The organism is Methylobacterium sp. 275MFSha3.1 (genome assembly GCF_900108435.1).
Taxonomy (GTDB): Bacteria; Pseudomonadota; Alphaproteobacteria; order Rhizobiales; family Beijerinckiaceae; genus Methylobacterium.
The window spans coordinates 120,148-145,046 of sequence record NZ_FNWP01000002.1 but is presented as its reverse complement, the minus strand read 5'-3'; the positions used below and the strand labels follow the sequence as shown (position 1 = coordinate 145,046).

23 protein-coding genes are annotated in these 24,899 nt (G+C 72.8%); 3 read left to right on the top strand and 20 right to left on the bottom strand.

The window, feature by feature from the left end; all coding sequences use genetic code 11:
* Nucleotide 1: 1 nt before the first annotated feature.
* Nucleotides 2-934, top strand: coding sequence for a glycosyltransferase family 2 protein (locus tag BLW78_RS00650; RefSeq protein WP_091675696.1), 933 nt, complete (start codon nt 2-4; stop codon nt 932-934).
* On the opposite strand, the gene BLW78_RS00645 is transcribed toward BLW78_RS00650, so the two are convergent.
* From BLW78_RS00645 to BLW78_RS00590, 13 genes are all read right to left on the bottom strand, one after another.
* Nucleotides 931-1,752, bottom strand: coding sequence for a heme ABC transporter ATP-binding protein (locus tag BLW78_RS00645; RefSeq protein WP_091675691.1), 822 nt, complete (start codon nt 1,750-1,752; stop codon nt 931-933). The two genes, BLW78_RS00650 and BLW78_RS00645, sit on opposite strands and share 4 nt — an antisense overlap.
* 2 nt (nt 1,753-1,754) lie before the next feature.
* Nucleotides 1,755-2,798, bottom strand: coding sequence for a FecCD family ABC transporter permease (locus tag BLW78_RS00640; protein ID WP_091675689.1), 1,044 nt, complete (start codon nt 2,796-2,798; stop codon nt 1,755-1,757).
* A gap of 21 nt (nt 2,799-2,819) precedes the next feature.
* Nucleotides 2,820-3,698, bottom strand: coding sequence for a heme/hemin ABC transporter substrate-binding protein (locus tag BLW78_RS00635; RefSeq protein ID WP_091675686.1), 879 nt, complete (start codon nt 3,696-3,698; stop codon nt 2,820-2,822).
* Nucleotides 3,695-3,967 (bottom strand): hypothetical protein, encoded by a 273-nt coding sequence (locus BLW78_RS30855; protein WP_139307663.1) that lies wholly within the window; start codon nt 3,965-3,967, stop codon nt 3,695-3,697. Before BLW78_RS30855 ends, BLW78_RS00635 begins: the two co-directional genes overlap by 4 nt.
* A gap of 365 nt (nt 3,968-4,332) precedes the next feature.
* Complete coding sequence (locus BLW78_RS00630) at nt 4,333-5,463, bottom strand: L-talarate/galactarate dehydratase (protein WP_091675685.1); 1,131 nt, start codon at nt 5,461-5,463, stop codon at nt 4,333-4,335.
* Between the two features lie 198 nt (nt 5,464-5,661).
* Complete coding sequence (locus BLW78_RS00625) at nt 5,662-7,470, bottom strand: SpoIIE family protein phosphatase (RefSeq protein WP_091675682.1); 1,809 nt, start codon at nt 7,468-7,470, stop codon at nt 5,662-5,664.
* A 54-nt stretch (nt 7,471-7,524) separates the two neighbouring features.
* Entirely contained in the window at nt 7,525-8,370 is an 846-nt protein-coding gene (locus tag BLW78_RS00620) for a GGDEF domain-containing protein (protein WP_082557813.1), read from the bottom strand.
* The gene (locus BLW78_RS00615; RefSeq protein ID WP_012321503.1) at nt 8,367-8,756 is read right to left on the bottom strand and encodes a DUF1987 domain-containing protein; all 390 of its coding nucleotides are present in this window, start codon (nt 8,754-8,756) and stop codon (nt 8,367-8,369) included. The genes BLW78_RS00620 and BLW78_RS00615 overlap by 4 nt, the downstream gene beginning before the upstream one ends.
* Nucleotides 8,757-8,769: 13 nt before the next feature.
* Nucleotides 8,770-9,324, bottom strand: coding sequence for a SiaB family protein kinase (locus BLW78_RS00610; protein WP_020091215.1), 555 nt, complete (start codon nt 9,322-9,324; stop codon nt 8,770-8,772).
* Between the two features lie 200 nt (nt 9,325-9,524).
* The gene (locus BLW78_RS00605) at nt 9,525-11,384 is read right to left on the bottom strand and encodes an ABC transporter ATP-binding protein (RefSeq protein ID WP_091675680.1); all 1,860 of its coding nucleotides are present in this window, start codon (nt 11,382-11,384) and stop codon (nt 9,525-9,527) included.
* Between the two features lie 2 nt (nt 11,385-11,386).
* Nucleotides 11,387-12,319 (bottom strand): ABC transporter permease, encoded by a 933-nt coding sequence (locus BLW78_RS00600; protein WP_091675677.1) that lies wholly within the window; start codon nt 12,317-12,319, stop codon nt 11,387-11,389.
* Nucleotides 12,285-13,244: an ABC transporter permease gene (locus BLW78_RS00595; RefSeq protein ID WP_056524908.1), complete on the bottom strand. Its 960-nt coding sequence runs from the start codon at nt 13,242-13,244 to the stop codon at nt 12,285-12,287. The genes BLW78_RS00600 and BLW78_RS00595 overlap by 35 nt, the downstream gene beginning before the upstream one ends.
* A gap of 16 nt (nt 13,245-13,260) precedes the next feature.
* Nucleotides 13,261-15,051: a peptide ABC transporter substrate-binding protein gene (locus tag BLW78_RS00590; RefSeq protein ID WP_091675673.1), complete on the bottom strand. Its 1,791-nt coding sequence runs from the start codon at nt 15,049-15,051 to the stop codon at nt 13,261-13,263.
* A 321-nt stretch (nt 15,052-15,372) separates the two neighbouring features.
* On the opposite strand from BLW78_RS00590, the gene BLW78_RS00585 reads away from it, so the two are divergent.
* Nucleotides 15,373-16,794 carry a M20 family metallopeptidase gene (locus BLW78_RS00585; protein WP_091675670.1) on the top strand — a complete coding sequence of 474 codons (1,422 nt, stop codon included), beginning with the start codon at nt 15,373-15,375 and terminating at the stop codon, nt 16,792-16,794.
* A gap of 12 nt (nt 16,795-16,806) precedes the next feature.
* Here the strand turns inward: BLW78_RS00585 and phnE (BLW78_RS00580) are convergent, their stop codons facing one another.
* The 6 genes from phnE (BLW78_RS00580) to BLW78_RS00555 all read right to left on the bottom strand — a co-directional run bounded on the left by phnE (BLW78_RS00580) (nt 16,807) and on the right by BLW78_RS00555 (nt 22,104).
* Nucleotides 16,807-17,622: a phosphonate ABC transporter, permease protein PhnE gene (gene phnE, locus BLW78_RS00580; protein WP_020091220.1), complete on the bottom strand. Its 816-nt coding sequence runs from the start codon at nt 17,620-17,622 to the stop codon at nt 16,807-16,809.
* A complete protein-coding gene (gene phnE / locus BLW78_RS00575) occupies nt 17,619-18,428 on the bottom strand; it encodes a phosphonate ABC transporter, permease protein PhnE (RefSeq protein WP_091675666.1) in 810 nt (269 codons plus the stop codon). Before phnE (BLW78_RS00575) ends, phnE (BLW78_RS00580) begins: the two co-directional genes overlap by 4 nt.
* The gene (gene phnC, locus BLW78_RS00570; protein ID WP_244526695.1) at nt 18,425-19,231 is read right to left on the bottom strand and encodes a phosphonate ABC transporter ATP-binding protein; all 807 of its coding nucleotides are present in this window, start codon (nt 19,229-19,231) and stop codon (nt 18,425-18,427) included. The genes phnE (BLW78_RS00575) and phnC overlap by 4 nt, the downstream gene beginning before the upstream one ends.
* Nucleotides 19,232-19,251: 20 nt before the next feature.
* Nucleotides 19,252-20,274 carry a phosphate/phosphite/phosphonate ABC transporter substrate-binding protein gene (gene phnD / locus BLW78_RS00565; RefSeq protein WP_056524895.1) on the bottom strand — a complete coding sequence of 341 codons (1,023 nt, stop codon included), beginning with the start codon at nt 20,272-20,274 and terminating at the stop codon, nt 19,252-19,254.
* Nucleotides 20,275-20,476: 202 nt separating this feature from the next.
* Nucleotides 20,477-20,989, bottom strand: a complete 513-nt coding sequence (locus BLW78_RS00560) for a cytochrome P460 family protein (RefSeq protein WP_170855059.1) — start codon at nt 20,987-20,989, stop codon at nt 20,477-20,479.
* Between the two features lie 65 nt (nt 20,990-21,054).
* Nucleotides 21,055-22,104: an alpha/beta fold hydrolase gene (locus tag BLW78_RS00555; RefSeq protein WP_091675658.1), complete on the bottom strand. Its 1,050-nt coding sequence runs from the start codon at nt 22,102-22,104 to the stop codon at nt 21,055-21,057.
* Between the two features lie 203 nt (nt 22,105-22,307).
* On the opposite strand from BLW78_RS00555, the gene BLW78_RS00550 reads away from it, so the two are divergent.
* On the top strand, nt 22,308-23,885 hold the full coding sequence (locus tag BLW78_RS00550) for a winged helix-turn-helix domain-containing tetratricopeptide repeat protein (protein ID WP_091675655.1): 1,578 nt from the start codon (nt 22,308-22,310) through the stop codon (nt 23,883-23,885).
* Nucleotides 23,886-23,897: 12 nt separating this feature from the next.
* On the opposite strand, the gene BLW78_RS00545 is transcribed toward BLW78_RS00550, so the two are convergent.
* Entirely contained in the window at nt 23,898-24,794 is an 897-nt protein-coding gene (locus BLW78_RS00545; RefSeq protein ID WP_042671102.1) for a LysR family transcriptional regulator, read from the bottom strand.
* Nucleotides 24,795-24,899: the final 105 nt, after the last annotated feature.

The following is a 24,899-nucleotide window of genomic DNA, read 5'->3' as shown; positions in this document are numbered from 1 at the left end:
GATGCGCCTGTGCATCTGCATCTGCACCTGCGAGCGGCCCGTGGGGCTGGCGCGCCTGCTCAAGGCCCTGGACCAGCAGCGGCTCGGCAGCCTCGCCGAGACCGCCCTGCGCATCCTGATCATCGACAACGGGCGCAGCCGCGCCGCCGTCCCGGTGGTGGAGGCCTACCGGGCGACCGGCCGCTTCCCCGTCACCTACGCCCGGGAGGAGACCCGCGGCCTCGCCGCGGTCCGCAACCGCAGCCTCGCTGAGGCCTCCGCGGCCGGCGCGGACTGGGTCGCTCTGATCGACGACGACGAGTTTCCCGACCGCGACTGGCTCCACAACCTGCTCGAGACCGCCCTCGCCGCGGGCGTCGCGGCCTGCGTCGGGCCGGTCGTGCCGTTCTTCGACCGGGTTCCGCCCGCCTGGGCGGCCGCCGGGGGCTTCTTCGCCAAGCGCCTGCCGGTCCGCGACGGCTACGTGGAGGACGGCTACACCGCCAACGCGCTCCTGGACCTGCGGGTGATCCGGGCGCTGGGCCTGTCCTTCGACATGCGCTTCAACACGATGGGCGGCGAGGACACGTTCTTCTTCCGGGCCCTGATGCTCGCCGGGCACCGGATCGCCTGGGCCGAGACGGCCGTGGTCTACGACAGCATCCCGACGCACCGGATGCGGGTGCGCTGGCTGCTGGCGCGCTGGTACCGCAGCGGCAGCGTCGAGGCCTATCTCGGCCGGCTCCGCCCGGAAACGGTGGGCGGCCGTCTCGCCAACGCGGGCCGCGGCTTCGTGCGCCTCGGCGGCGGCCTTCTGCGGCTCGGGATCGCCGGCCTGTCCCTCAGGCCGGCGACCCTGATCGGCGGCGGCTACACGCTGTGCCGGGGAGCCGGCCTGCTCGCGGCCGTGATCGGCCTGAGCTACCGGGAATACCACCCGTCGCGCTATCGCTAGCCGCGCCGACCGGGCGCGCCCCGGTGCGGTAGCAGGAAGGGCTGACCGCCCGGCGGCACCCGCCCGACCGGCCAGCGGACGCCGAAGACCCCGGCGATGAGGTCGTCGGTCAGGACCTCGGCCGGCCGCCCGCCGGCGACCAGCCGACCCCCGTCCAGCACCAGCAGCCGGTCGGCGTAGGCGGCCGCGAGGTTGAGGTCGTGGAGGATCGCCACCACGGCGACGCCGGTCGCCGCCAGCCCGGCGGCGGCGTCGAGCAGCGCGCCCTGGTGCCGGAGGTCGAGGCTCGCGGTCGGCTCGTCCAGGAACAGCACCTGCCGGTCCGCCACCGTGCGGCCGGCCTCCAGCTGGCAGAGCACGCGGGCGAACTGCACCCGCGCCTGCTCCCCGCCCGAGAGGGTCGGGTAGGCCCGGTCGGCGAGATGCGCCACGTCGGCCCGCGCGAGGGCCCGGGCCAGGATCGCCGCCCGGTCGCGGGCCCCGAGGCCCCGGCCGATGCCGTCGAGGCCGATCCGGGCGACCTCGGCCGCCGCGAACGGGAAGGCGAGGCGCGCCGCCTGCGGCAGCACCGCCCGCGTCGCGGCGAGGCGCCAGGGCGGGATCGTCGCCACGGGCGCACCGTCATAGGCGACGCTGCCCCGGGTCGGGCGCAGGGCGCCGCTGAGCAGGCGGACGAGGGTCGACTTGCCGGCCCCGTTGGGGCCGACGATCACCTGCAGGGTGCCGCCCGCCACCGCCAGGGAGACGTCGCGCACGAGGTCGCGCCCCGCCACCGTGACGGTCAGGTCGCGGGCCGTGAGCAGGGCCGGATCAGACATTGTCAGACATCGTCCGGTCGCACCCGGCCGAGAAGCAGCCACAGGAAGACCGGCGCGCCGACCAGCGCGGTGACGATCCCGATCGGCAGCTCGGCGGGCGCGGCGACGCGGCGCGCCACCACGTCGGCGAGGACCAGGAAGGCGCCGCCGAGGAGTGCCGAGGCCGGCAGCAGCAGCCGGTGCCCCGGGCCGATCAGCAGCCGCAGGGCGTGCGGCACCACGAGGCCGACGAAGCCGATCACCCCCGCCGCCGCCACGCTGGCGCCCACCGCGACCGCCACCAGCACGATGCAGGCGCGCTTCAGCCGCTCCACCGGGACGCCGAGATGGAACGCCTCGGCCTCGCCGAGGACGAGGGCGTTCAGGCCGCGGCCGAGGAGCGGGACCGCGGCCAGCACCGGCAGGATCAGCGGCGCCGAGGCCGCGACCTTGGACCAGGTGGCCCCGCCGAGGCTGCCCAGGGACCAGAAGGCGAGATCGCGCAGTTGCCGGTCGTCGCTGACAAAGGTCAGCAGGCCGGTCAGCGCGCCGCTCAGCGCCCCCAGCGCGATCCCCGCGAGCAACATCGTCGCCACCGCGGTGCGCCCGGACCGGGTGGCGAGGGCATAGAGGATGAGGGTCGCGCACAGGCCGCCGAGGAAGGCCCCGGCCGGCAGCGCGGCGTAGGGCAGCGGCCCGGGAAGCCCCAGCCCGGCGAGGATCCGGTCGCCCAGGACGATGATCACCGCGGCCGCGAGCCCCGCCCCCGACGAGACCCCGACCAGCGCCGGATCGGCCAGGGGGTTGCGGAACAGCCCCTGCATCAGCGCCCCCGAGACCGCCAGCCCGGCCCCGACCAGCAGCCCCAGCAGGGTGCGGGGCAGGCGGATCGAGAGGATCACCAGCCCGTCGCGGGCGCGGGCCGGATCGCTCCCCTCCCCGATCAGGACCGCGAGGACCCGGTCCGGCGGGATGGGGATCGCCCCGAGGCTCACCGAGAGCAGGGCGGCGGCGAGCACCACGGCCGCCAGGACACCCAGCACCCAGGGCGCCGCGCGGCGGCTCACGCGCCCCGCCCGCCGCGCGGCTCAGTCACGCGGCAGGTCCGGGTATAGCGCCCGCATCAGGTCGGTGGCGGCCTCGGGCGTGCGCGGCCCGAACCCGAGGAGGTAGAGGCCGTCCATGGCCACCAGCCGCCCCCGCGCCGCCGCCGGCGTCTGGCCGAGGGCCGTGCCGGGGGCGAAGATGCTATCGGGCTTCGGCGGCTCGGGCCCGTTCTGCATCATCACCACCGCGTCGGGGGCGGCGGCCACGATGGCCTCGTCGGTCATCGGCTTGAAGCCCTCCAGGCCCGCGGCCGCGTTGCCGATGCCCGCCAGGGCCAGGATGCCGTCCGCCGAGGAGCCGGTGCCGCCGACGACGGTCCGGCCGCCCTGGACCGACAGGACGACGAGGGCCCGGGCCGCCCGGGCGATCCGGGCGCGCCGGGTCGCGAGGTCGGCGAAGCGCGCGCGGACCTCGGTCTCGAGCGCCTCGGCCTCGCGCTCCAGGCCGGCGAGGCGCCCGACCGTCTCGATCTTGTCCAGCACGCCCTCGGGATTCGGCGGCTCTGTCACCGTCTCGACGCGCAGCCCGGCCTCGCGCAGCTGCGCCAGGACGGCCGGCGGCCCGGCCCCCTCGGCGGCGATGATCAGGTCGGGCTGCTGCGCCAGAAGGCCCTCGGCCGAGAGCGCCCGCAGGTAGCCGACACTCGGCTTCTCGCGCAGCGCCTCGGGCGGGTAGAGGCTGGTCGTGTCGACCGCGACGATCCGGCCGCCGGCGCCGAGGCGGTAGAGGATCTCGGTGACGGCCCCGCCCAGGGCGGCGATGCGGGTGGCCGCCTGCGCGGCGGCGGCGCGCGGGGCGAGCGCCCCGGCCGCCGCGGCGGCCAGGAGTGCGCGGCGCGACAGATGGCCGGGGGCGCTCATCGGGTCAGCATCGGCGCGGCGCCGGCGGTCAGCCGCAGGCGACAGGCGTGATCGCCGTGGCGGTTGACGATCTTGCCCGCCGCCTCGGAACGCGCGACCGGCCGCGTCGCGCCGGGCCCCGCGCGCGTGCCGCCCGGGACGCGGCGATGACCTTCTCCTTCGACACACGACATGGACCGGTCACTCCAGATCTGTTCTTTATAAATTTTCAAATGAGAGGATCGCGACGACAGAAACGCAGCGTATCGGCAATCGATCGCGGACGCCACCCCGCGACAAGGTCACGGTTTTACTTCGCTGATCGGCTTGAAAAAGCGGCCTATGTCATTTTCCAGGTCAGGATATCGTCGCGCGCGCACCGGCGGTCGATTCCGGGCGGCGGACACTGGTACAGGCGGCGCCGGTCCACGGCCCCGGTGGGCCGCCCGACGGCGTGGTCGGGACAGAACGGGCCTTCGCTGTGCCCGCTCGGGCGGAGCGCGGCACAACGAGGTCCGACCCTCGTCCTGAGGTGACGCGTCGCGGCCTCGGCGGAGAGCTCCTTCGAGGCGGCCGCCGGACGACCGCACCGCAGGATAGGGGAGGATCGGACAATCCGGGTCGGGCGGGTCCGAGCGTCCCCTCCCCCGCGCGCTCAGCTCAGGCTGCCGAACCCGGCGGTCTCGCGCGTCCAGGCCAGCGCCTTCTCGCTCAGGGAGAGGCCGAGGCCCGGCCGGGTCGGCACGCGCATGCGGCCGTCCTCCAGCTCCAGCCGCTCGTTGAACAGCGGCTCCAGCCACTCGAAATGCTCGACCCAGGGCTCCCGCTGCAGCGCGGCGGCGAGGTGGATGTGCAGCTCCATCGAGAAGTGCGGCGCGATCGTCAGCCCGGCGAACTCGGCGAGCGCCGCCACCTTGAGGAACGGCGTGATGCCGCCGACCCGCGGCGCGTCGGGCATCAGGAAGTCGGCGCCGCCCTGGCGGATGAAGTCCCAGTGCTCGGCGACGCTCGTCAGCATCTCGCCGGTGGCGATCGGCGTGTCGAGGGCGGCGGCCAGGGCCGCGTGCCCGGCGGCGTCCAGGCAATCGAGGGGCTCCTCGATCCAGATCAGGTTGAAGCGCTCGAAGGTCCGGCCCATCCGCATCGCGGTCGGCCGGTCCCATTGCTGGTTGGCGTCGACCATGAGCGGGAAGGCGTCGCCCAGATGCTCACGCACCCGCGAGACCCGGCGGATATCCTCGGCCCAGTCCGGCTGGCCGACCTTCAGCTTGATGCCGCCGATGCCCTTCGCCCGGGCGCGGTCGGTGTTGACGAGCAGCTCCTCCAGCGGCGTGTGCAGGAAGCCGCCCGAGGTGTTGTAGCAGCGCACCGAGTCGCGCTCCGCCCCGAGGAGCTTGGCGAGCGACAGGCCGGCCCGCCGCGCCTTGAGATCCCACAGGGCCACGTCGAAGGCGCCGATCGCCTGGACGGCGAGGCCGCTGCGGCCGGCCGAGGCGCCGGCCCAGGCGAGCGTGTCCCAGGCCTTGGCGATGTCGCTCGGATCCGCCCCGAGCAGCGCCGGAGCGATCTCGCGGGCATGAGCGAACTGGCCCGGCCCGCCGGCGCGCTTGGAATAGCTGATCCCGAGGCCGCGATGGCCCTCCCGGCTCTCGACCTCGCAGAACAGGATCGCGATCTCGGTCATCGGCTTCTGGCGGCCGGTGAGCACCTTGGCGTCGCTGATCGGGGTCCTCAGCGGCAGGGCGACGGACCGCAGGCGGATCCCGGTGACGGCGTCCTCAGCCATGGCTTCCTCCAGGTCTTGTCCGCGGGGGCGCGCTGGAAGCCCCGGAGGCGGTTCTTGGCGGTGCCTCTCGGCGGCGACCGCGACGGCTCTCCCGGGGCCGGGCCCAGGAGTGGCGCAGGCCGGACGGCCTGTCCAACGTCATTGTTGGATCGATCGATGCGCACCTGGCATCGATGGCCCCGAGGGGGACGGCCGGTCTCAGCCGGCGGCGGTCGCCGGAGGAAGCCGGAACGCCACCAGGGTCATGTCGTCCCGCCGGGCCTCGGTCCCGCGATAGGCGTCGAGATCGGCCTCGAGGGCCACGGTCTGGGCGGCGAGGGGCAGGTCGGCGTGGCGCAGGAGGCTGTCGGCCACGCCGCGCCGGCCGAGGAGCCGCGGCGCCCGGTCGGGCGCCGCGCGGCCCATCTGGTCGGTGATGCCGTCCGTCATCAGGTAGAAGGTGGCGCCCGCCACCGGAACGGCGATGTCCGCGACGACGTCCTCCGGCTGCCCGTCACGGGCGGGGCGCGGGTAGCCGAGCCCCCGGCGGCCGCCGCGGACGCGCTCGGCCACGCCGTCCCGGACCACCGTGAGCGACAGGCCGGCGCCGGCGAAGTGCAGCGTCCCGGCCGCGCGGTCCCAGACGCACAGGCCGCAATCGAGCCCGTCATCCGATTCGGCGCCGCGGCCGTCCTGGCGGAGCTGCGTGCGGACCATCGCGTCGAGCCCGGCCAGGATCGCGGCCGGCGCGCGCAGGCCGCGCTCGTGCAGCAGCCGGTCGAGGGCGGTCGCGACGATCAGGGTCAGGAACGCGCCGGGCACGCCGTGGCCGGTGCAGTCGGCCACCGCGATCACGCAGAGGCCGTCGATCTCCTCCAGCCAGAAATAGTCGCCGCCGACGACGTGGAGCGGCTCCCACAGCACCGCGACCTCGACCCCCGCGCCCGCCAGGGCGTTGCGGTCCGGCAGCACCGAATCCTGGATGCGCCGCGCGTAGCCGATGCTCTCGACCACCTGGCGGTTGGCGCGCTCCAGCCGGTCGTGGGCCTGCTCCAGCTCGACGAGGAGCTGCTTGGCGGCGTCACCGCTCCGCAGGCCCTCGACCATGCGGTTGAAGGCCTGGCTGATGACGTCGATCTCGTTGCTCGGCCGGTAGGCGCCCCCGAGCTCCACGGTCGTCCAGCGCTTGTGCTCGATCTCCCGCATGGCGAGCAGCAGCCGCATCAGCGGCGCCATGACGTGGCGGCGCACGGTGGCGTGCAGGGTAACCACGAAGGCGATCATCAGCCCGACGCTGGCGCCGAGGGCGAGCATCACCTGCCACGCCGCGTTGTCCCGCAGCGCCTTCGTGGAGACCGTGACGGTCAGGCTGCCCGCCGGGCCGGCGCGGCCGGGCACCGACAGGTCGGCCTGGGCCGAGAGGGTGGACCAGCCCCGCGCGGGGGGCGCCGCGCCCGCCATCCCGACGACGTGGCCCGCGGCGTCGCGCAGGACGGCGTGGGCGAAATCGGGCTCGGCGGCCAGGGCCTTGAGCGGGCCGTCGTAGGCGTCCGGGTCGCGCGCCCAGTCGGGCCGCGCGATCGCCGCGGCGGTGAGCCGGGCGAGGAGATGCGCCCGGTCGCCGTACAGCCGGAGCTGGTCGGTGTAGGTCACCCAGGCGATCCCGAGCTGGGTCAGCAGCAGGAGGGCGCCGATCACCGGGTAGATGCGCAGGAACAGGGTGTGGGACAGGCTGTCGAGGTCGCGGCCTCGGGCCGCCCCGCGCAGGGCGCCGGGCTTCATCAGCTCGTCCGCGGGCGCGCCCGCGGTCAGCACGTCGGCGAAGCCGCGCTTCGACAGGGGATCGCCCCGGCGGATCGGGCCGGCCCCGCGCAGGCCGCCCGCGCGCCCGGCGCCGCCGGCGGCCGGGACCGGATCGATGTCGGCGAAGCCGAGCCGCGCCAGGGCATCCCCGGTCCGCAGCGGTCGCGCGCCGCGGATCCCCCCGGCGGGACGCGGGCTGTCCAGGGCCGTGTCAGGTCCGCTCACGCGACGTCACTCCGTGTCACAGCGGTTCCGCTCCGAGGCCGGGCGCGCGGCGCCTCAGGTCAGGGACGCGCCCGGTTCGGCCGCGCAGCGCACGCAGTCGCGGCCGGCATGCTTGGCGGCGTAGAGCGCCGCGTCGGCCCGCCGGAGCGTCGCCGACATCGACTCGCTCGGGCCGAACGCCGCGAGGCCGATGCTCACCGAGATCGGCAGCGGGCCGTGCTCCAGGCGCACCGGCCGCTGCGCCACCGCGCGGCGGAGCGCCTCGGCGATGACTTGCGCCTCGGCCATCACGGTGCCGGTGACGAGGATGGCGAATTCCTCACCACCCATGCGGCCGATCACGTCGACCGCGCGCAGGCTGTCGCGGCAGGTCTCGACGAAGGCCTTGAGGACCGTGTCGCCCGCGCTGTGGCCGTAGCGGTCGTTGATCAGCTTGAAGCGGTCGAGGTCGAGCATCAGCACGCTGGAGGGCGTGTCGCCCGACTGGGTCCGGGCCCAGACCTCCTCGCAGATCTGCAGGAAGCGGCGGCGCGACAGGGCGTCGGTGAGGTGGTCGGTGTCGGCGAGGCGGCGGAGCTCGGCCTCGAGGCGCGCCCGGTGCTCGATCTCCGCCGAGAGGGCGTCGTTGAGGTGTCGCAGGGCGCGCTGCTGCTCGGCCATCCGCTGGTTGGCGCGGTGCAGGTCGAGCTGCATCCGGTCGCTCAGCCGCACCAGCCGGCGCTGCTCGTGGTAGCTGCGCCGGTAGGCACCGGCGAGCTCCCGCACTCCGTCGCCGACCTCGGCGAGGCGGGCCAGCATCACCTCGGATCGGCCGAGAACGGCCTCCTCGGTGTCGAACAGGCTGAAGGCGTCCGCCGGCTCGGACAGGAGATCGTGGGCCGGCGCCCGGTGCGGGCTCACGCGGGGACGCTCGCGATCATCTCGAACCGGGCATGCGCGAAGTCGGCCGCGAAATCCTCGCCGGCCTCCTGGATCACGTCGTCGTCGGCGCCGAACATCCAGCGGATCGTCACCGGGCGCCCCTCGGCGGCGGCGTCCTCCAGGGGCATGAACAGGTTCATCAGCGCCTTGGCGCTCGACGAGTTGAAGTAGGCGAGCGCGACGTCGAAGGTGATCGGGCTCGCCTCGGTCGCCGCGAGGTGGCCGCGCAGGGCCTGCAGCAGCGGGCCGAAGAACGCGGCGGCGTCCTCCGGGTAGGATTCGCCGCGCAGGACGAGCCGCCCCGACGCGAAGTCGAAATCGACCTCGGGCGAGCGCTCGGTCCGGGGCAGCGTGATGCGGTCCATGTCCGTGCGATCCTCAGATGAAGGCTTTGAGGCAGAACAGGCTGCGCTCCGCGCCCAGATCCTGGAAGTCGTACTCGACCGGGGCGCTCGACCGGCGGGCGATCTCGATCAGTCCGATGCTGCCGCCAAGGCTGCCCTCGTCCGGCGGCTGGCGCAGCTTCTCGCGGTAGACCTTCCTGAGCTCGTCGCTCGACAGGGTGGCGATCTCGTCGAGCCGCTCGCGCAGCCGCGGCACTTCGGTCCTGCCGACCTCGTTGCCGCAGACCACGAAGAACCGCCCCTCCTCGGTGCCGACGGCGATCATGCCGGCGCTGACCCGGGCGGGGCCCGGCGGCTCGGCGGGCGCGACCTTGTCGGCCGAGTAGCGGATCACGTTCTGGGCCTGCTCGACGAAGATCGAGAAGACGCGCTTGGCGACCGCGGCGTCGGTCTCCTCGTGCCGCATGCGCAGCTTCAGCACTTCCCCGAGCGAGAACAGGATGTTCTCCGAGAGATCTCCGCCGAACGACAGGATCACGCCGCTGCGCTTCGACGCCTCGTGGAAGGATCGGAAATCGCTCGCGCGCAAGGAAGCCTCTCGACCGCTTCATCGCGGCAACACACCGCGTGTGTAGGGCCGACATTAATGCGGAAATAATCAAAGATTTCTTACCGGTACTGATCGCTTTCTGAGCAACATTGCCCGTATTGCGAGCAGCGCCGCAAGCTTTACGCTGGATCCTGTTGCGGACCGCGCGGCATCGCGCGCGAGGGTCCGGGCCGCCGGCTTCAGGCGGCCGCGCCCTGGCGGGCGCCCGCGTCCCACTCGGTGCCCCAGTCCTGCACGACGTGGCCGGGCGCGACCTCCCGGTAGAGGCGCTCCGGCGGCACGTAGTCGGGGGTCCGGATCGGGCTGCGGATCTCGTCGTCCGGCAGCGCGTGCCGCTCGCCCCGCCGGGCCGGATCCGGCACGGGCACCGCGGCGAGCAGCTTCTTCGTGTAGGGATGCCGCGGATCGCCGAAGATCGCGGCCCGGGGGCCGATCTCCACGATCTCGCCGAGATACATCACCGCCACCCGGTGGCTGACCCGCTCGACCACCGCCATGTCGTGCGAGATGAACAGATAGGCGAGGCCGAACTCCGCCTGCAGGTCGAGCATCAGGTTCACGACCTGCGCCTTCACCGAGACGTCGAGCGCCGAGACCGCCTCGTCGGCGACGATCAGGCGGGGGTTCAGGGCGAGCGCGCGGGCGATGCAGATGCGCTGGCGCTGGCCGCCGGAGAACTCGTGCGGGAAGCGCGCGGCGGTCTCGGGCGGAAGCCCGACCCGGGCGAGCAGATCCTCCGCCCGCCGCCGGGCCTCGCGGGGCGCGGCGAGGCGGTTGATCAGCAGCGGCTCCGCCACCGCCGCACCGACGCTCAGGCGCGGGTCGAGGCTGGCGAACGGGTCCTGGAAGATCATCTGCATGCGCTGGCGGCGGGCGCGGAGGGTGCCGGCATCGAGGCCCGTGATGTCCTCGCCGTCGAGCAGGACCGAGCCCGAGAGCGGCTCGACGAGGCGCAGGATCGAGCGCCCGGTGGTGGACTTGCCGCAGCCGGATTCGCCGACGAGCGCCAGGGTCTCGCCGGCCGCGAGGCTGAACGAGACCCGCTCCACCGCGTGGACGCGCCCGGTCACGCGGCCGAGCAGCCCGGAGCGGATGTCGAACCGGGTCGTCAGGTCGCGCACCTCCAGAACCGGGCGCTCGGCGGCCCTGACGGTGTCGGGGGTCTCAGGCGTCGGCGCCGCGAGGCCGGTCCCCCGGTCGACCACCGGGAACCGCATCGGGCGGGCCCGGCCCGCCATGGTCCCGAGGCGCGGGACCGCGGCCAGCAGCGCCCGCGTATAAGGCTCGGTGGGTTCGGAAAAAATCCGCGCGGTCGGGCCGGCCTCCACGGCGCGGCCCCGGTACATCACCACGGTGCGGTCGGCGATCTCGGCGACCACGCCCATGTCGTGGGTGATGAACAGGACCGACATGCCCTCCTCGTCCTGCAGGCTCTTGATGAGGTCGAGGATCTGGGCCTGGATCGTGACGTCCAGCGCCGTGGTCGGCTCGTCGGCGATGAGGAGCTTCGGCCGGCAGGCGAGCGCCATGGCGATCATCACCCGCTGGCGCATGCCGCCGGAGAAGCGGTGCGGGTACTCGTGCAGGCGCGAGCGGGCGGCCGGGATCCGGACCTTGTCGAGGAGCCGGAGCGCCTCCGCCTCGGCCGCGGACCGCGACAGGCCCCGGTGCCGGATCAGCGCCTCGGCGATCTGGAAGCCGATGGTCAGGACCGGGTTCAGGGAGGTCATCGGCTCCTGGAAGATCATGGCGATGGAATCGCCGCGCACCCGCCGCATCTCGGCCTCGGGGGCGGCGAGCAGCTCGCGGCCCTCGAAGCGCACGCGCCCGCCGATGCGGCTCGCGTCCCGCGGCAGGAGGCGCAGGATCGAGAGGGCGCTGACGCTCTTGCCGGAGCCGGATTCGCCGACGAGCGCCACGGTCTCGCGCGGGCCCACGTCGAACGAGACGCCGTGCACGACCTCGCGCCAGCGCCCGTCCGAGCGGAAGGAGACGGTGAGGTCTGAGACCGAGAGGATCGGGTCCACTGAATCCGTCATCGCTAGAGACCCCGTCGCGGGTCGAGGGCGTCGCGCAGGCCGTCGCCGATGAAGTTGATCGACAGCACCGTCAGGAAGATCGCGCCCCCTGGGAACAGCGCCCAGTGCGGGGCGACGTCGAGATGGTCCTTGGCGTCGAACAGGAGCCGCCCCCAGGTCGGGATGTCGGGCGGGAAGCCGAGCCCCAGGAAGGACAGGGTCGATTCCGCGATGATCGCGGACGAGACCTCGATCGAGGCCGCCACGATCACCGGACCGAGTGCGTTCGGCAGGATGTGGCGGCGCACGAGGTGCCCGGTGGTCGCGCCCTGCGAGCGGGCCGCCTCCACGAACTCCTTCTCGCGCAAGCTCAGGAACTGCGCCCGCACCAGCCGGGCCACCGGCATCCAGCGCAGGCCCCCGATCACCGCGACGATCATCAGGAACACGCCGCCCTGGCTGCCGAACACGGCCTTCAGGCTGTCGCGGAACAGGTAGATCACGAGGAGCAGCAGCGGCAGCTGCGGCAGCGACAGGAACAGGTCGGTCAGCCACATCAGCACCGGGTCGAGGAGCCGGCGCGACATGCCGGCGAGCGCCCCGACCAGCACGCCGATCAGGCTCGCCACCGCCATGGCGGCGAAGCCCACGGCCAGCGAGATCCGGCCGCCGTAGATCATCCGGGCGAGCAGGTCCTGGCCGAGATCGTCGGTGCCGAACGGGTGGTCCCAGGACGGGCCCTGGAGCTGGGCCGCGAAGTCGATGTCGTCGATGGCAACCGGCCAGAGCAGGCCGCCGAACACCACGCCGGCGACGAGGAGCGCCAGCACGCCGACGCTGGCGAGCGCCAGCCGGTGCCGCCGGAAGCGCCGCCACGTCTCCCGCCCCGGCGAGGCCGGCGCGCGGGCGACGGGCACCGCCTCATCGGAGGGCGATGCGAGGGTCGAGCCAGCCATAGAGCAGGTCCGCGACGAGGTTGAACAGGATGACGAGGCCGGCGAACACGAAGGTCACCGCCATCACCACCGGCGTGTCGTTGGACAGCATCGCGTCGATCAGCAGCGAGCCGATGCCGGGGATCCGGAAGATCTGCTCGGTGACGATGGCGCCGCCGAACACCGCGGGGATCTGGAGGGCGACGAGCGTCACCACCGGGATCAGGGCGTTGCGGGCGATGTGCCGGCGGGTCACCGTGCCCTCGGTCAGGCCCTTGGCCCGGGCCGTGGTGACGTAGTCGAGCCGGGCGACGTCGAGCGCCGAGGCGCGCACGTAGCGTGTGTAGGAGGCGGCCTGGAAGAAGCCCAGCACCGCCACCGGCATGATCGCCTGCCGGACATTCGCCCAGAGCCAGGGCAGGCCGGAGCCCGGCAGGTCGGCCTGGTAGACGAAGGGCAGCCAGCCGAGCTTGATCGAGAACAGCAGGATGAACAGCAGGCCGGTGAAGAAGGTCGGCAGCGAGAAGCCCACGAAGGCCAGCGTGTTGGCGACCTGGTCGGCGAGCGAATAGGGCCGGCGCGCGGCGTAGAGGCCCACCGGCACGGCGATCAGCAGCGCCAGCACCTGGGAGGAGCCGACGATGAACAGGGTCGTGGGCAGCCGCTGCAGGATCAGCGTGTCGACATTCACCCGGCTGGCGAAGGAGAAGCCCCAGTCGCCCTGCAGCATGGCGGTGAGCCAGTGCAGGTAACGGGTGAGGATCGGGTCATCGAGGCCGAACTTCACCCGCAGGGCCGCGCGCACCTCCGGGGGCACGTTCGGGTTGCTGGCGAGCTCGCCGAACGGGTCGCCCGGCGCGAGCGCCAGGACGGTGAACAGGATCAGGCTGATGCCAAGCAGGCTCGGGATCGCGATCAGGAGCCGTCGCAGGATGTAGGCGCCCATGGCGCGGCGCTCCCGCTCAGGCCTCCCTGTACCAGTCGGGCAGGAACGACAGGTCGTTGTCCCAGCCGCTGCGGGGCGCCGTCAGCGTCGCGCCCACCGCCGAGACCTCGGCGCGGTGGATCAACGGCAGCACGTTCTCGGAGACCGCGAGGTCGTTGCAGGTGATCAGCAGCGCCGCGCGCTTGACCGGGTCGAGCTCGCTCTGGGCGGCGTTGTAGGCCTTGTCGTAGGTGTCGTTGCGCCAGCGCACGACGTTGCGGCCCTGCCACTTGTTGGCCTTCTGGGCCACCTCCCAGGAGGCGTACATGAGCAGCCAGATCGCCGGATCGGCCTGCGTCATGCTGTAGGCGTACATCTCCATGTCGGCGTAGAAATGCGTGCAGGTGTCGGGGTTGGCCGGGTCGGAGGAGAAGAACACCGAGCCGGTCACCGATTTCAGCTCGATCTCGATGCCGGCCTTGGCGGCCGCCTGCTTGATGATCGCCTGGGTCTTCTGGCGCGGGGCGTTGATCGAGGTCTGGAAGACCAGCTTGAGCTTCTTGCCGTCCTTGGCGCGGATGCCGTCCGAGCCCTTCTTCCAGCCGGCCTCGTCGAGGAGCGCGTTGGCCTTGACCGGGTCGAAGGCGAAGCTCGTGTTCTTCGAGACGAAGCGCTCCGGGCCGTTGACCGTGTTGCCGGTGGGCTTGCCGGTGCGGCCGTAGATGTAGGTCTGGATCGACTTGCGGTCGACCAGCAGGTTCATCGCCTGGCACACCTTCGGGTCGGAGAAGGCGGGGTGCTTGGTGGTGATCGAGGCGCGCTCGCCGTCGACCTCGACGTTCGGGTCGGCGGCGTTGAGAAGCAGGAACTCGAGCTTGCCGCCGTAGACCACGTCGACCCGGCCCTTGCCGCCGGTCTCCAGGCGCTTCAGCACCTCGTCCTCGATCAGCATGTTCCAGGCGTAGTCGTACTCGCCGGTCTGGAGCACGGCTCGGGCGGCCGAGACCGCGTCGCCGCCGCCCTTCATCTCGACCGTGTCGAAGTACGGGCGGTTCGGCAGGTGGTAGTCGGGGTTGCGCTCGCCGCGGACGATGTCGCCGGGCCGGAACTCCACGAACCGGTACGGGCCGGTGCCCACCGGGGCGAGGTTCTGGGGCGCGTCCCGGGACTTGGCGCCGCTGTAGGGTCCGAACAGGTGCTTCGGCAGCACCATCCCGACGATGCCCACGTAAGCGTCGCACCAGTAGGGCGTCGGCTTGTCGAACAGCACCCGGACGCTGAGGTCGTCGACCTTCTCGACCTTGCAATCCTTGTAGGAGCCGGCCGTCACCGCGGCGGTGGCGGGGTCGCGGGCGTATTCCCAGGTGAAGACGAGGTCGTCGGCGGTGAGCGGCTTGCCGTCGTGCCACTTGACCCCGGGCTTCAGCGTCCAGACCACCGAGCGGCCGTCGGCGGCGAGCGCGCCGTTCTCCTTCGACGGGATCGAGGCGGCGAGCACCGGCACGAGGTTGCCGTCCGCGTCCCAGGCGGCGAGCGGCTCGTAGAAGATCCGCGAGGCGTCCTGGTCCTTGGTGCCGACGGCGAAATGCGGGTTGATCAGCGTCGGCGCCTGCCACCAGAGGAGCTTCAGCGCGCCGCCGCCGCCGGCCTTGGTCGGCTTGTAGCCGGCCCGGATATCGGCCGCCATCGCGACCCCGTTCCCGGCCAGCATCAGCCCGGCCATGGGCGCGGTGAGGCCCACAGCCACCATCCGCTGCACGAAAGCGCGCCGCGACAGGCGGCCGTCCTTCACCTGCCCGATGAGGCCGCGCAGATCCCGCTCGTCCATGTACGCTTTCCCGTTTACCGCCGTGACAGGCACAGCAACATTCCGGCAGCGGCCTTGGCAAGGGGCGGGCCAGTGACGGTTCAATCGGAACGTGTTGACGGACGCTTGGTTCGGGCAGCAGCATGGCCTGGGCGGTGCATGCGGTCAGGCAGCAGCGGGGCGCGCGCCGTATCCGTCCTTGCGAGCGGAGCGAAGCAATCCAGCAGCGCCACGCTTCCCGAGGGCGCGCAACCCTGGGTCGCTTCGCTGCGCTCGCGATGACGGCGCGGAGCCCGCTATGGTGGCGCGACCTCGACGCGCAGCTTTCCCGGAGTGGACTCGATGGACAACCGCAACGCCGTGTGGCGCCACGTCGACGCGCAGTCGGAACGGCTGATCGCCCTGTCCGAGCGGGTCTGGGGCATGCCGGAGGTCTGCTACACGGAGAGCCGCTCCTGCGCCGAGCACGTCGCCGAGCTGCGCCACCAGGGCTTCCGGGTCACCGAGGCGGTCGCCGGCATCCCCACCGCCGTGATGGGCGAGGCGGGAGACGGCGGGCCGGTCATCGCGTTCCTCGGCGAGTACGACGCCCTGCCGGGCCTGTCGCAGGAGGCCGGCGTCGCCGAGCACCGGCCGGTGGAGGCGGGCGGGCACGGCCACGGCTGCGGCCACAACCTCCTCGGCTCGGCGGCTCTGCTCGCCGCCACCGCGCTGAAGGACTGGCTCGCCGAGACCGGGACGCCCGGCCGCGTGCGCTACTACGGCTGCCCGGCGGAGGAAGGCGGTGCCGCCAAGGCCTTCATGGTCCGCGCCGGCGCCTTCGCGGACGCCGACATCGCGATCACCTGGCATCCGGGCAGCTTCTGGGAGGTGGCACCGCCGGTCGCCCTCGCCAACACCCGGGCCGACTTCGTCTTCACCGGCCGCACCGCCCACGCGGCGGCCGCGCCCCATCTCGGGCGCTCGGCGCTCGACGCCGTCGAGCTGATGAGCGTCGGCGTGAACTACATGCGCGAGCACATGCCGTCCGACGCGCGGGTCCACTACGCCTATCTCGACGCCGGCGGCATCGCCCCGAACGTCGTCCAGGCCGGCGCGACGGTGCGCTACTCGATCCGGGCCCGCGACCTGCCCGGCATGCTGGCGCTGGTCGCGCGGGTGAAGAAGATCGCCGAGGGCGCCGCCCTGATGACCGAGACCGCGGTCGAGGTGCGGATCGTCAGCGCGGTGTCGAACCTGCTGGGCAACGATCCCCTGGAGCAGGCGCTGCACGGCGTGATGGAGGAACTCGGGCCGCCGCATTTCGACGCCGCCGACCGGGACTTCGCCGGCAAGATCCGGGCGACGCTCACCGACGGCGACATCGACGCCGTGTTCCGCGCCATCGGGATGCCGCGCACCGAGGCGCCGCTCGCCGACTTCCTCGTGCCCCTCGACGCGCCGCGCAACCCGGCGGTGGGGTCCACCGACGTCGGCGACGTCAGCTGGGTGGTGCCGACCGTCCAGGCCCACGCGCCCACGGTGGCCATCGGCACGCCGTTCCACACCTGGCAGGTGGTGGCGCAGGGCAAGACCCCCGCGGCCCACAAGGCGATGGTGCAGGTCGCCAAGGCGATGGCCGCCACCGGGGCCCGGGCGGTGACCGACGCGGCCCTCCGCGACGCCGCCAAGGCGGATCTCGCCCGCCGGGTCGGCGCAGCGGGCTACGTCTCGCCGCTGCCGCCGGAGGTCGAGCCGCCGCTCGGCATGTCGCTGGGGCGCTGACCGGGGCCCGTCTCAGAGCGTCCGGGCGCGGAGCGCCGTCACGACGATCTCGGCCAGGATGACGACGCCGAAGATCGCGGCGAGCACCACGGCGACTTGGTCCCAGTAGAGCAGGTTCAGGGCGGTATCGAGCGCGACGCCGATGCCGCCCGCGCCGACCAGCCCCAGCACGGCGGATTCGCGGATGTTGATGTCCCAGCGGAACAGCGCGATCGACCAGAAGGCCGGTTTCACCTGCGGCCAGTAGCCGAGCAGCAAAGTCGACATCCGGCCGGCACCCGCGGCCTGCAGGGCCTCGATCGAGCCGCGATTGGCCTCCTCCAGCGCCTCGGCGAACAGCTTTCCGGTGAAGCCGACGGAGCGGAGCGCGATCGCCAGGGTCCCGGCCAGCGGACCGGGGCCGAACACCGCCACGAACAGCAGCGCCCAGACCAGGGAGTTCACCGAGCGCGAGGTCACGAACACGAACTTGGCGAAGAGGTTCAGCGCGCGGTTGGGCGTGACGTTGCGGGCCGCCATCAGCCCGATCGGCACCGCGATCGCGATGGCGATCAGGGTGCCGAGCGTTGCGATGTGGAGCGTCTCCACCAGCGCCCGCAGGGTCGGCCCGACATAGCCGGCATCCATCGGCCACATCCGGCCGAACAGGTCGGCCAGCTGGTCGGGGGCGTCGTAGAGGAATTCCGGGATCACCTCGATGGTGCGCAGGCTCGCCACGAAGGCCGCCACCGCGCACAGCGTGAAGGCGAGCCGCGCCAGCCGCTTCCACAGGGGGAAGCGCTGCCAGCGGCGCGGGTCGGCGGACGCGGGCGCGAGGGCGACGCTCACTGGAACACCTTGCGGGCCCAGCCGGAGACGATCTCGGCCACCATGATCAAGGCGACGATGACGATCAGGATCGCCAGCACCACGTCGAAGTCGAAGCGCTGGTAGGCGGTGAACAGCGTCGCTCCGATGCCGCCGCCGCCGACGATGCCCACCATGGTCGAGTTCCGCAGGTTGGAATCGAGCTGGTAGGTGGCGAAGCCGATGAAGCGCGGCAGCACCTGCGGCTGCACGCCCATGATCAGCGTCGACAGGAAGCCGGCGCCGGTCGCGCGCACCGCCTCGACCTGCTTCAGCGAGATCTCCTCGATCGCCTCGGCGAACAGCTTGGCGATGAAGCCCACCGAGGCGACGATCAGCGCCATGACGCCGGCGAGCGCCCCGAAGCCGATCGCCTTCACGAACAGGATCGCCACGATGATCGGGTGGAACGACCGGCAGAGCGCGATCAGGATGCGGGTCGGCCACGTCACCCAGGGCGGCATCAGGTTGCGGGCCGCCAGGAAGCCGATCGGCAGGGCGACCGCGATGCCGACCACCGTGGCGATCACGGCGATCTGCAGGCTCTCGAGGATCCCCGACTGGATCAGCTCCCAGCGGGAGAAGTTCGGCGGGAACATCCGGGCCAGGAACTGCTGCCCGTGGGCGAGGCCGCCGGCGAAGCGCTCGGGCGAGAAGCCGAGCTGGGTCGCCGCGTAGACCGCGTAGACGGCGAGGAGCGCCCAGCCCGCGCGGGCGGTCCAGTTGGGCCGGAACGCGACGCGGTCGGGGGAGGCGTCGGGGGAGGCCGGGCGGGCGGGCGCGCTCATTCGAGCCAGTTCTCGCCGCCGTAGATGCCGCGCAGGTCGGCCTCGCTCAGCCGGTCCGGCGGCCCGTCATAGACCACGTGCCCGCCCGACATGCCGACGATCCGCGCGGCGAAGCGCTGGGCGAGCGCCACGTTGTGGATGTTGACCACCACCGGCACGCCGCGCTCGGCCGCGAGCCGGGACAGGATCTCCATGATCTCGACGGAGCTCTTCGGGTCGAGGGACGAGGTCGGCTCGTCGGCGAGCACGATCTCGGGCTCCTGCATGATCGCCCGGGCGATGCCGACGCGCTGGCGCTGCCCGCCCGACAGGGCGTCGGCCCGGCGGGTGGCGAAGCCCGACAAGCCGACCGCGTCGAGGAGGTCGAAGGCGCGGGCGATGTCCGCCTCGGGGAAGCGCCGCAGCCACGCGCGCCAGGCCGGCACGTAGCCGAGGCGGCCGCAGAGCAGGTTCTCCATCACCGAGAGGCGCTCGACCAGGTTGTACTCCTGGAACACCATCCCGATCCGGCGGCGCGCCCGGCGCAGGGCGGGGCCGGAGAGCCGGGCGAGGTCCTCGCCCCGGAACAGGATCTCCCCCGAGGTCGGCTGGACCAGCCGGTTGATGCAGCGGATCAGGGTGCTCTTGCCGGTACCGGACGGCCCGATGATCGCCGTGAGCCCGGTGCCCGGCACCACGAGGTCGATGCCCTTCAGGACCGGCTGGCCGGCCCGGTACGCCTTGGTCAGTCCCCGGATCACCAGGGCGCGGGGATCGCCCTCGAGTCCGGCCGCCACCGCGCGCGCCGCGCTCCTCGCCGTCACGGCCGACGTCAACGCCTGAGTCACGGCTTGGGCGCGCCCGCGGCCTTCTTGCGCGCCGCCTCGGCCTCGCGGGCGGCCTCGCGCTCGTAGGCGACCTTGTTGTACGGCGTGCCCGATTCCTCCGCGACCTTGCGGACGATCGCCCAGTCCTTGAGGTAGGTGATCGGCGCGAACCGGTCGTCGCCCTCGAAATCCTTCACCATGTCGGGCGGGAAGCGGAAGTCGTAGAAGCACTGTTTCAGCTTCTCGGCGAGTTCCGGCTTGAGATCGTGGGCGTAGGCGAAACCCGAGGTCGGGAACTTCTCGCTCGTGTAGATCACCCGGTAATCGTCGCCCTTGATCGTCCCGCGGGCGACCATCCGGTAGAACACGTCCGAGGCCACCGGGGCGGCGTCGTAGTCGCCGGTGCCGACGCCCAGCGCCGACTTGTCGTGGCCGCCCGAGTAGATGAGCTTGTAGTCCTCGCCGGGCTTCAGCCCCTGCTCGGGGAACAGGGCCTTGGGCGCGAGGTTGCCGGAATTCGACGACGGCGCCGTGTGGGCCACGCGCTTGCCCTTGAGGTCGGCCAGCGTCTTGTACGGGCTGCTCGCCTTCACCACGACGATCAGGTTGTAGCCCTCGGCACCCTTCTCGGTGCCCTTGGCGGCGAACGGGATCGCGCCGGCCATGTTCACCGCGAAGCCGAGAGGTCCGGTCGAGAAGCCCGCCACCGTGAGCCGGCCGGAGCGCATCGCCTCGATCTCGGCGGAGTTCGACTGGACCGGGTAGTAGACGACGCGCTTGCCGGTGCACTGGCTCAGGTAGGTCGTGAACGGCTTGAACGAGTTCTCGTAGACCGCGGGATCCTCCACCGGCGTGTAGGCGAAGACGATGACGCTCGGGTCGCGGGTCTTGGCCGGAACGTCGGCGACGAGGTCCTTGTTGGCGTCGCAGTAGGCGTCGTCGAGTTGGCCGCGGTTGGGGCACTCGTCGGCCCTGAGGGGCGAGAGGGAACCGAAGCCGCAGAGCAGCGCCAGGGCTGCGCCGTATCGGGCGATCGTCACGCGCTATCCTCCCTGCGGGGCCGTGCCTCGGGCCGGCGCCGTCATGTCCCGCCCGGTCCGGGCCGAGCTTGAGCCGGCAAAGGTGTAGGCGCCGGCTGACGGGAGACGCAAGGCGCGACAGCGAGCGGACGTTGAGGGAAGCCGCGCGCTGACAGGGGCGTCGTGGCGTCCGTCCGGGCGTCCGTCCAGTTTGCGGCCGGCCTCAGGGCGCGAGCCGCGTGAACACGAAGTCGTGGTCCCGGACATTGGCGCTGTGGCAGGCGAAGCAGGTCTCGTGCTGTGCCGCGTCCGCGGGCTTGCCGTCGACGAAGCGCCCGAACCCCCAGCCCCCCGTCGCCGCGTAGCGCCGCGAATCCTTCACCATGACCTGAACCGTCGTGGCGCCGCCGGGCACGAAGGCCGGGGCGAACTCCGCGGACGGCACCCGCGTCCAGGCGCGCTTCACCAGCACCGTCCCGTCCGGGAACGGCAGGGTGCCCGACCGGTAGGCGTCCAGCGCCCGCGCGTTGCCGACCACGGCGCGCAGTTCGTCGAGGGCCCCGGTCTCCTGCGCGACGCCGACGAGCTGCCAGGCGCGGTACCCGTCCGGGACGGTGACGCCGTAGATCGGCGAGGCCGCCGGGGCGGTCCCGGCATCCACGGCGCGCACCGCGGAGCCTCCCAAAATCAGGCCCGCAGCGAGCAGGGCCGGCAGCGCGACAGCCAGGAACCGCATGGCAACCTCCGTCATCGTCTCGGGATGATCGTGTGTCCGGGGATGATCCGGCCGCGCCGGCGCGGTCAGGCCGCGGCCGCGTCGATCACGGCCTGCGCGAAGGCGCGCGGGGCCTCCTGCGGGAGGTTGTGGCCGATCCCGCCGGTGATCAGCCGGTGCGCGTAGCGTCCGGTGAACTTGGCCGCGTAGCTGGCGGGGTCGGGATGCGGGGCGCCGTTCGCGTCGCCCTCCAGGGTGATGGTCGGCACGCCGATCGTGGGCGCCTGCGCGAGGCGGCTCTCCAGCGCGTCGTACCGGCGCTCGCCCTCGGCGAGGCCCATCCGCCAGCGGTAATTGTGGATGACGATGCTGACGTGATCCGGGTTGTCGAGGGCCGGGGCGCTCCGCGCGAAGGTTGCGTCGTCGAAGCGCCAGCGCGGCGAGGCGGTCTGCCAGATCAGCTTGGCGAAGTCGGCACGGTAGGCCTCGTAGCCGGCCCGCCCCCGGCTGGTGGCGAAGTAGAACTGGTACCACCAGGACAGCTCGGCCCGCGGCGGCAGCGGCTTCTTGCCGGCCTCCTGGTTGCCGATCAGGTAGCCGCTGACCGCCACCAGCGCCCGGCACCGCTCCGGCCACAGCGCCGCGACGATGTCGGCCGTCCGCGCGCCCCAGTCGAAGCCGCCCAGGACGGCCTGGGGGATCTTCAGGGCGTCCATCAGGGCGATGACGTCCACCGCGAGTGCCGCCTGCTCGCCGTTCCGGACCGTGTCCGACGCCAGGAAACGGGTGGTGCCGTAGCCGCGCAGGTACGGCACGATCACCCGGTGCCCGGCCGCCGTGAGGATCGGAACGACCTCCGCGAAGGCGTGGATGTCGTAGGGCCAGCCGTGCAGCAGGATGACCGCCGGCCCGTCGGCGGGACCGGCCTCGACGTAGCCGACGTCGAGCACGCCGGCCTCGACCTGCTTCAGGACGCCCGGCACGGCGCCGGGGACCGGGGCGCCGGGGGCCGAGCCGCCCTGCGCCCGCGCGGTCCGGCCGAGGCCGAGCTCGGCGAGGGCGGCGGTGGCTACCGCGCTCTTCAGGAGGCGGCGGCGGCTCCAGGCGGATGTGTCGGGATCGGTCTCGCGGGCCATGGACGGCTCCCTCGTCGGAAAGTCTTCGATGGAGCGAAATCTATCCCGATGCTCGACACCGCGCTTTGAGAGGACCTTGAGGACACTTTCAGAGGCCCATGATTTATGCTCGCCCGAGCCCGTGCTAGAGCGCCCTCCGCCGCGGAGACCGGTTCGGTGAGCAGGGCGCGGAACGCGGACATGGCCCCGCCCAGGAACGCCCCGTGATCTACCGGTTCGGATCCTTCACCCTCGATTCTGCGCGGCGCGAGCTCAGCCGGGACGGCGCCGAGATCGCCGTCGAGCCGCAGGTCTTCGACCTCCTGCGGGTGCTGATCGAGCGGCGCGACCGGGTGGTGAGCCGCGACGACCTGCTGGAGGCGGTCTGGAACGGGCGCATCGTCTCCGAGGCGACCCTCGGCAGCCGGATCAACGCGGCCCGGACGGCGATCGGCGACACCGGAACCGAGCAGCGCTGGATCCGGACGCTCCCGCGCAAGGGCGTGCGCTTCGTCGGCGCCGTGCGGGAGGCCGCATCGGAGGTCTCGCCCGGGATCGCTCCGGAAGACGCGGCGGAGGCGAGCGTCACGTGGCGCACCGGGCCGCGCCTGCCCGCGGTGGCGGTCCTGCCCTTCACCAACATGAGCGCAGATCCGGATCAGGCTTACTTCGCCGACGGGATCACCGAGGAGATCATCACGGCGCTGTCCCGCGTCAGCGGCCTGTTCGTGATCGCGCGCAACTCGACCTTCACCTACCGGGGCGCGGCGATCGACGTGCGCCGGGTCGGGCAGGAGCTCGGCGTCGGCTACGTGGTCGCCGGCAGCGTGCGCCGCGGCGGGTCGCGCCTGCGGATCACCGGCCAGCTGGTCGATGCCGGGACCGGCGCCCATCTCTGGGCCGACAGCTTCGACGGCGGGCTCGACGACGTCTTCGCCCTGCAGGAGCGGGTCGCCGCGCGCGCCGCCGCCGCGATCGAGCCCACCCTCCAGTTGGCGGAGATCGGACGGCTCGGCCGCGACGCGCCGGCCCATCCGGACGCCTACGACCGGCTGCTCCGGGCCAATGCCCGGCTCGCCGACTTCACCGCCGCCGGCATGGCGGCGGCGCTCGATCACCTGGACGAGGCCCTGGCGCTCGACCCGGGCTACGCCCCGGCGATGGCCGCCGCGGCCTATTGCCGGGCGCAGTGCCATTTCCAGGGCTGGATCGCGCAGGGCGACGCGGAGCGCGCGGCGGCCGTGCGGCTGGCCTGGGGCGCGGTCGAGCGCGCGCCCGGGGACGCGCAGGTGCTGTGGATGGCGGCCTTCGCGGTCTGGAACATGTCGGAGACCGGGCGGGACCGGGCACGCGACCTGTTCGGCCGCGCGCTGCTCGTCAACCCGAACTCCGCCCTGGCGCTTACCCTCGCGGGCTGGATCGAGACCATGTGCGGCCGCGCGGAGGCGGGACGCGCCATGGTCGAGCGGGCGCTGCAGCTCAACCCGCGGGATCCGCGCGGCTGGCTGATGTCGGGCGTGATGGCGGTCGCGGCGGTCAGCGAGGCCGACTATCCCGAGGCGATCCGGTGGGCCGAGCGGGCGCTGGCGCAGAACCGACGCTTCGCCGTCGCCCTGCGGGCGCTCGCCGTGGCCCATGTCGGGCTCGGCCAGCCGGAGCGCGCCCGGCAGGCGGTCGCCGAGCTCCTGGCGATCGAGCCCGGATTGACGGTCTCGGGCTTCCTGGCGCGGATCCCCTTCCCGGTCGCCGCCCTGGGGCAGCGATACGCCGCGGCGCTGGCCGAAGCCGGCCTGCCCGCCTGAGCGGGACGCCGGTCAGGCCCCTTCCCGGTTCAGCCGGACGACGAGCTGATCGGCGAACTTGGCGGCGGCCACCGACAGCGAGCGCCCGCGCAGCTGCGCCAGGACCAGCGTCATCGGGGTGAGGTCGCGGGTGTCGATCGGCCGGCTGTGCAGGCGCGGGTCCTCCGGGATGCCGCTGGGCACCTGCAGGCTCACCACGTCCTCCCGCAGGGTGAGGTTGCGCAGGAACTCCAGCGAGCCCGACTCCACGACCGGCCGGAGCTCGACGCCCCGCCGGGCCAGCGCGTGCTCGATGTGGTGGCGGATGGCGAGCGATCGGTCGGGCAGCGCCAGGGCGTGCGCGAGACAGTCGCGCAGCCGCACCGGCCCGCTCTCCGCCGCCAGCGCGTGGCCTCTGCGCATCAGCGCGCACAGGGTCTGGTGGCCGGAATAGAGCGGGTGCAGCTCCGCCGAGGGCGGCGGCTGCAGGATCAGGGCGAGGTCGGCCTCGAATTCCGCCAGGGCGGTGACCGCCTGAGCGTGGTCGCGGACCTGCACGGTGAAGCCGACCTGCGGAAAGCGGGCGCGGTAGGCCTCGACCTCCTCGGGCACCACCTGGGTGACGAAGGCTTGGCTGCAGGCGAGCGCCACGTGCCCCCGCCGCACGCCCGACAGGTCGGCGATCTGCGAGCGGACCCGGTCGAGATCGGCGGCCTGGTCGCGGATGTGCCGGGCGAAGAGCTCGCCGGCCGCGTTGAGCCGCATCCCCTGCGGCAGGCGCTCGAAGATCGGCGTGCCGAGCTCGTACTCGAGATCTTGGATCTGCCGGGTCAGGGCCGAGGGCGTGAGGTTCAAGCGCTCCGCGGCGCGCCGGATCGAGCCGGCGCGGGCGACCTCGGCGACGTAGGTGACGGTGCGCAGGTGCTTCACGCCCCTACCCTGCCGGGCTGTTGCGTTTATGGCAACGGCACGCTCAGAAAATAGCACTTCCTCGCAACAGGTTGGTGCCCGTAGCCTCGGCACATCGAGACCCTG

Bases quoted from the DNA above. Each gene is read 5' to 3' on its own strand.
- BLW78_RS00650 (WP_091675696.1), top strand. From the start codon at position 2: ATGCGCCTGTGCATCTGCATCTGCACCTGCGAGCGGCCCGTGGGGCTG.
- BLW78_RS00645 (WP_091675691.1), bottom strand. From the start codon at position 1,752: ATGTCTGATCCGGCCCTGCTCACGGCCCGCGACCTGACCGTCACGGTG.
- BLW78_RS00635 (WP_091675686.1), bottom strand. From the start codon at position 3,698: ATGAGCGCCCCCGGCCATCTGTCGCGCCGCGCACTCCTGGCCGCCGCG.
- BLW78_RS00630 (WP_091675685.1), bottom strand. From the start codon at position 5,463: ATGGCTGAGGACGCCGTCACCGGGATCCGCCTGCGGTCCGTCGCCCTG.
- BLW78_RS00615 (WP_012321503.1), bottom strand. From the start codon at position 8,756: ATGGACCGCATCACGCTGCCCCGGACCGAGCGCTCGCCCGAGGTCGAT.
- BLW78_RS00605 (WP_091675680.1), bottom strand. From the start codon at position 11,384: ATGACGGATTCAGTGGACCCGATCCTCTCGGTCTCAGACCTCACCGTC.
- BLW78_RS00600 (WP_091675677.1), bottom strand. From the start codon at position 12,319: ATGGCTGGCTCGACCCTCGCATCGCCCTCCGATGAGGCGGTGCCCGTC.
- BLW78_RS00595 (WP_056524908.1), bottom strand. From the start codon at position 13,244: ATGGGCGCCTACATCCTGCGACGGCTCCTGATCGCGATCCCGAGCCTG.
- BLW78_RS00590 (WP_091675673.1), bottom strand. From the start codon at position 15,051: ATGGACGAGCGGGATCTGCGCGGCCTCATCGGGCAGGTGAAGGACGGC.
- BLW78_RS00585 (WP_091675670.1), top strand. From the start codon at position 15,373: ATGGACAACCGCAACGCCGTGTGGCGCCACGTCGACGCGCAGTCGGAA.
- phnE (WP_091675666.1), bottom strand. From the start codon at position 18,428: ATGAGCGCGCCCGCCCGCCCGGCCTCCCCCGACGCCTCCCCCGACCGC.
- BLW78_RS00560 (WP_170855059.1), bottom strand. From the start codon at position 20,989: ATGCGGTTCCTGGCTGTCGCGCTGCCGGCCCTGCTCGCTGCGGGCCTG.
- BLW78_RS00555 (WP_091675658.1), bottom strand. From the start codon at position 22,104: ATGGCCCGCGAGACCGATCCCGACACATCCGCCTGGAGCCGCCGCCGC.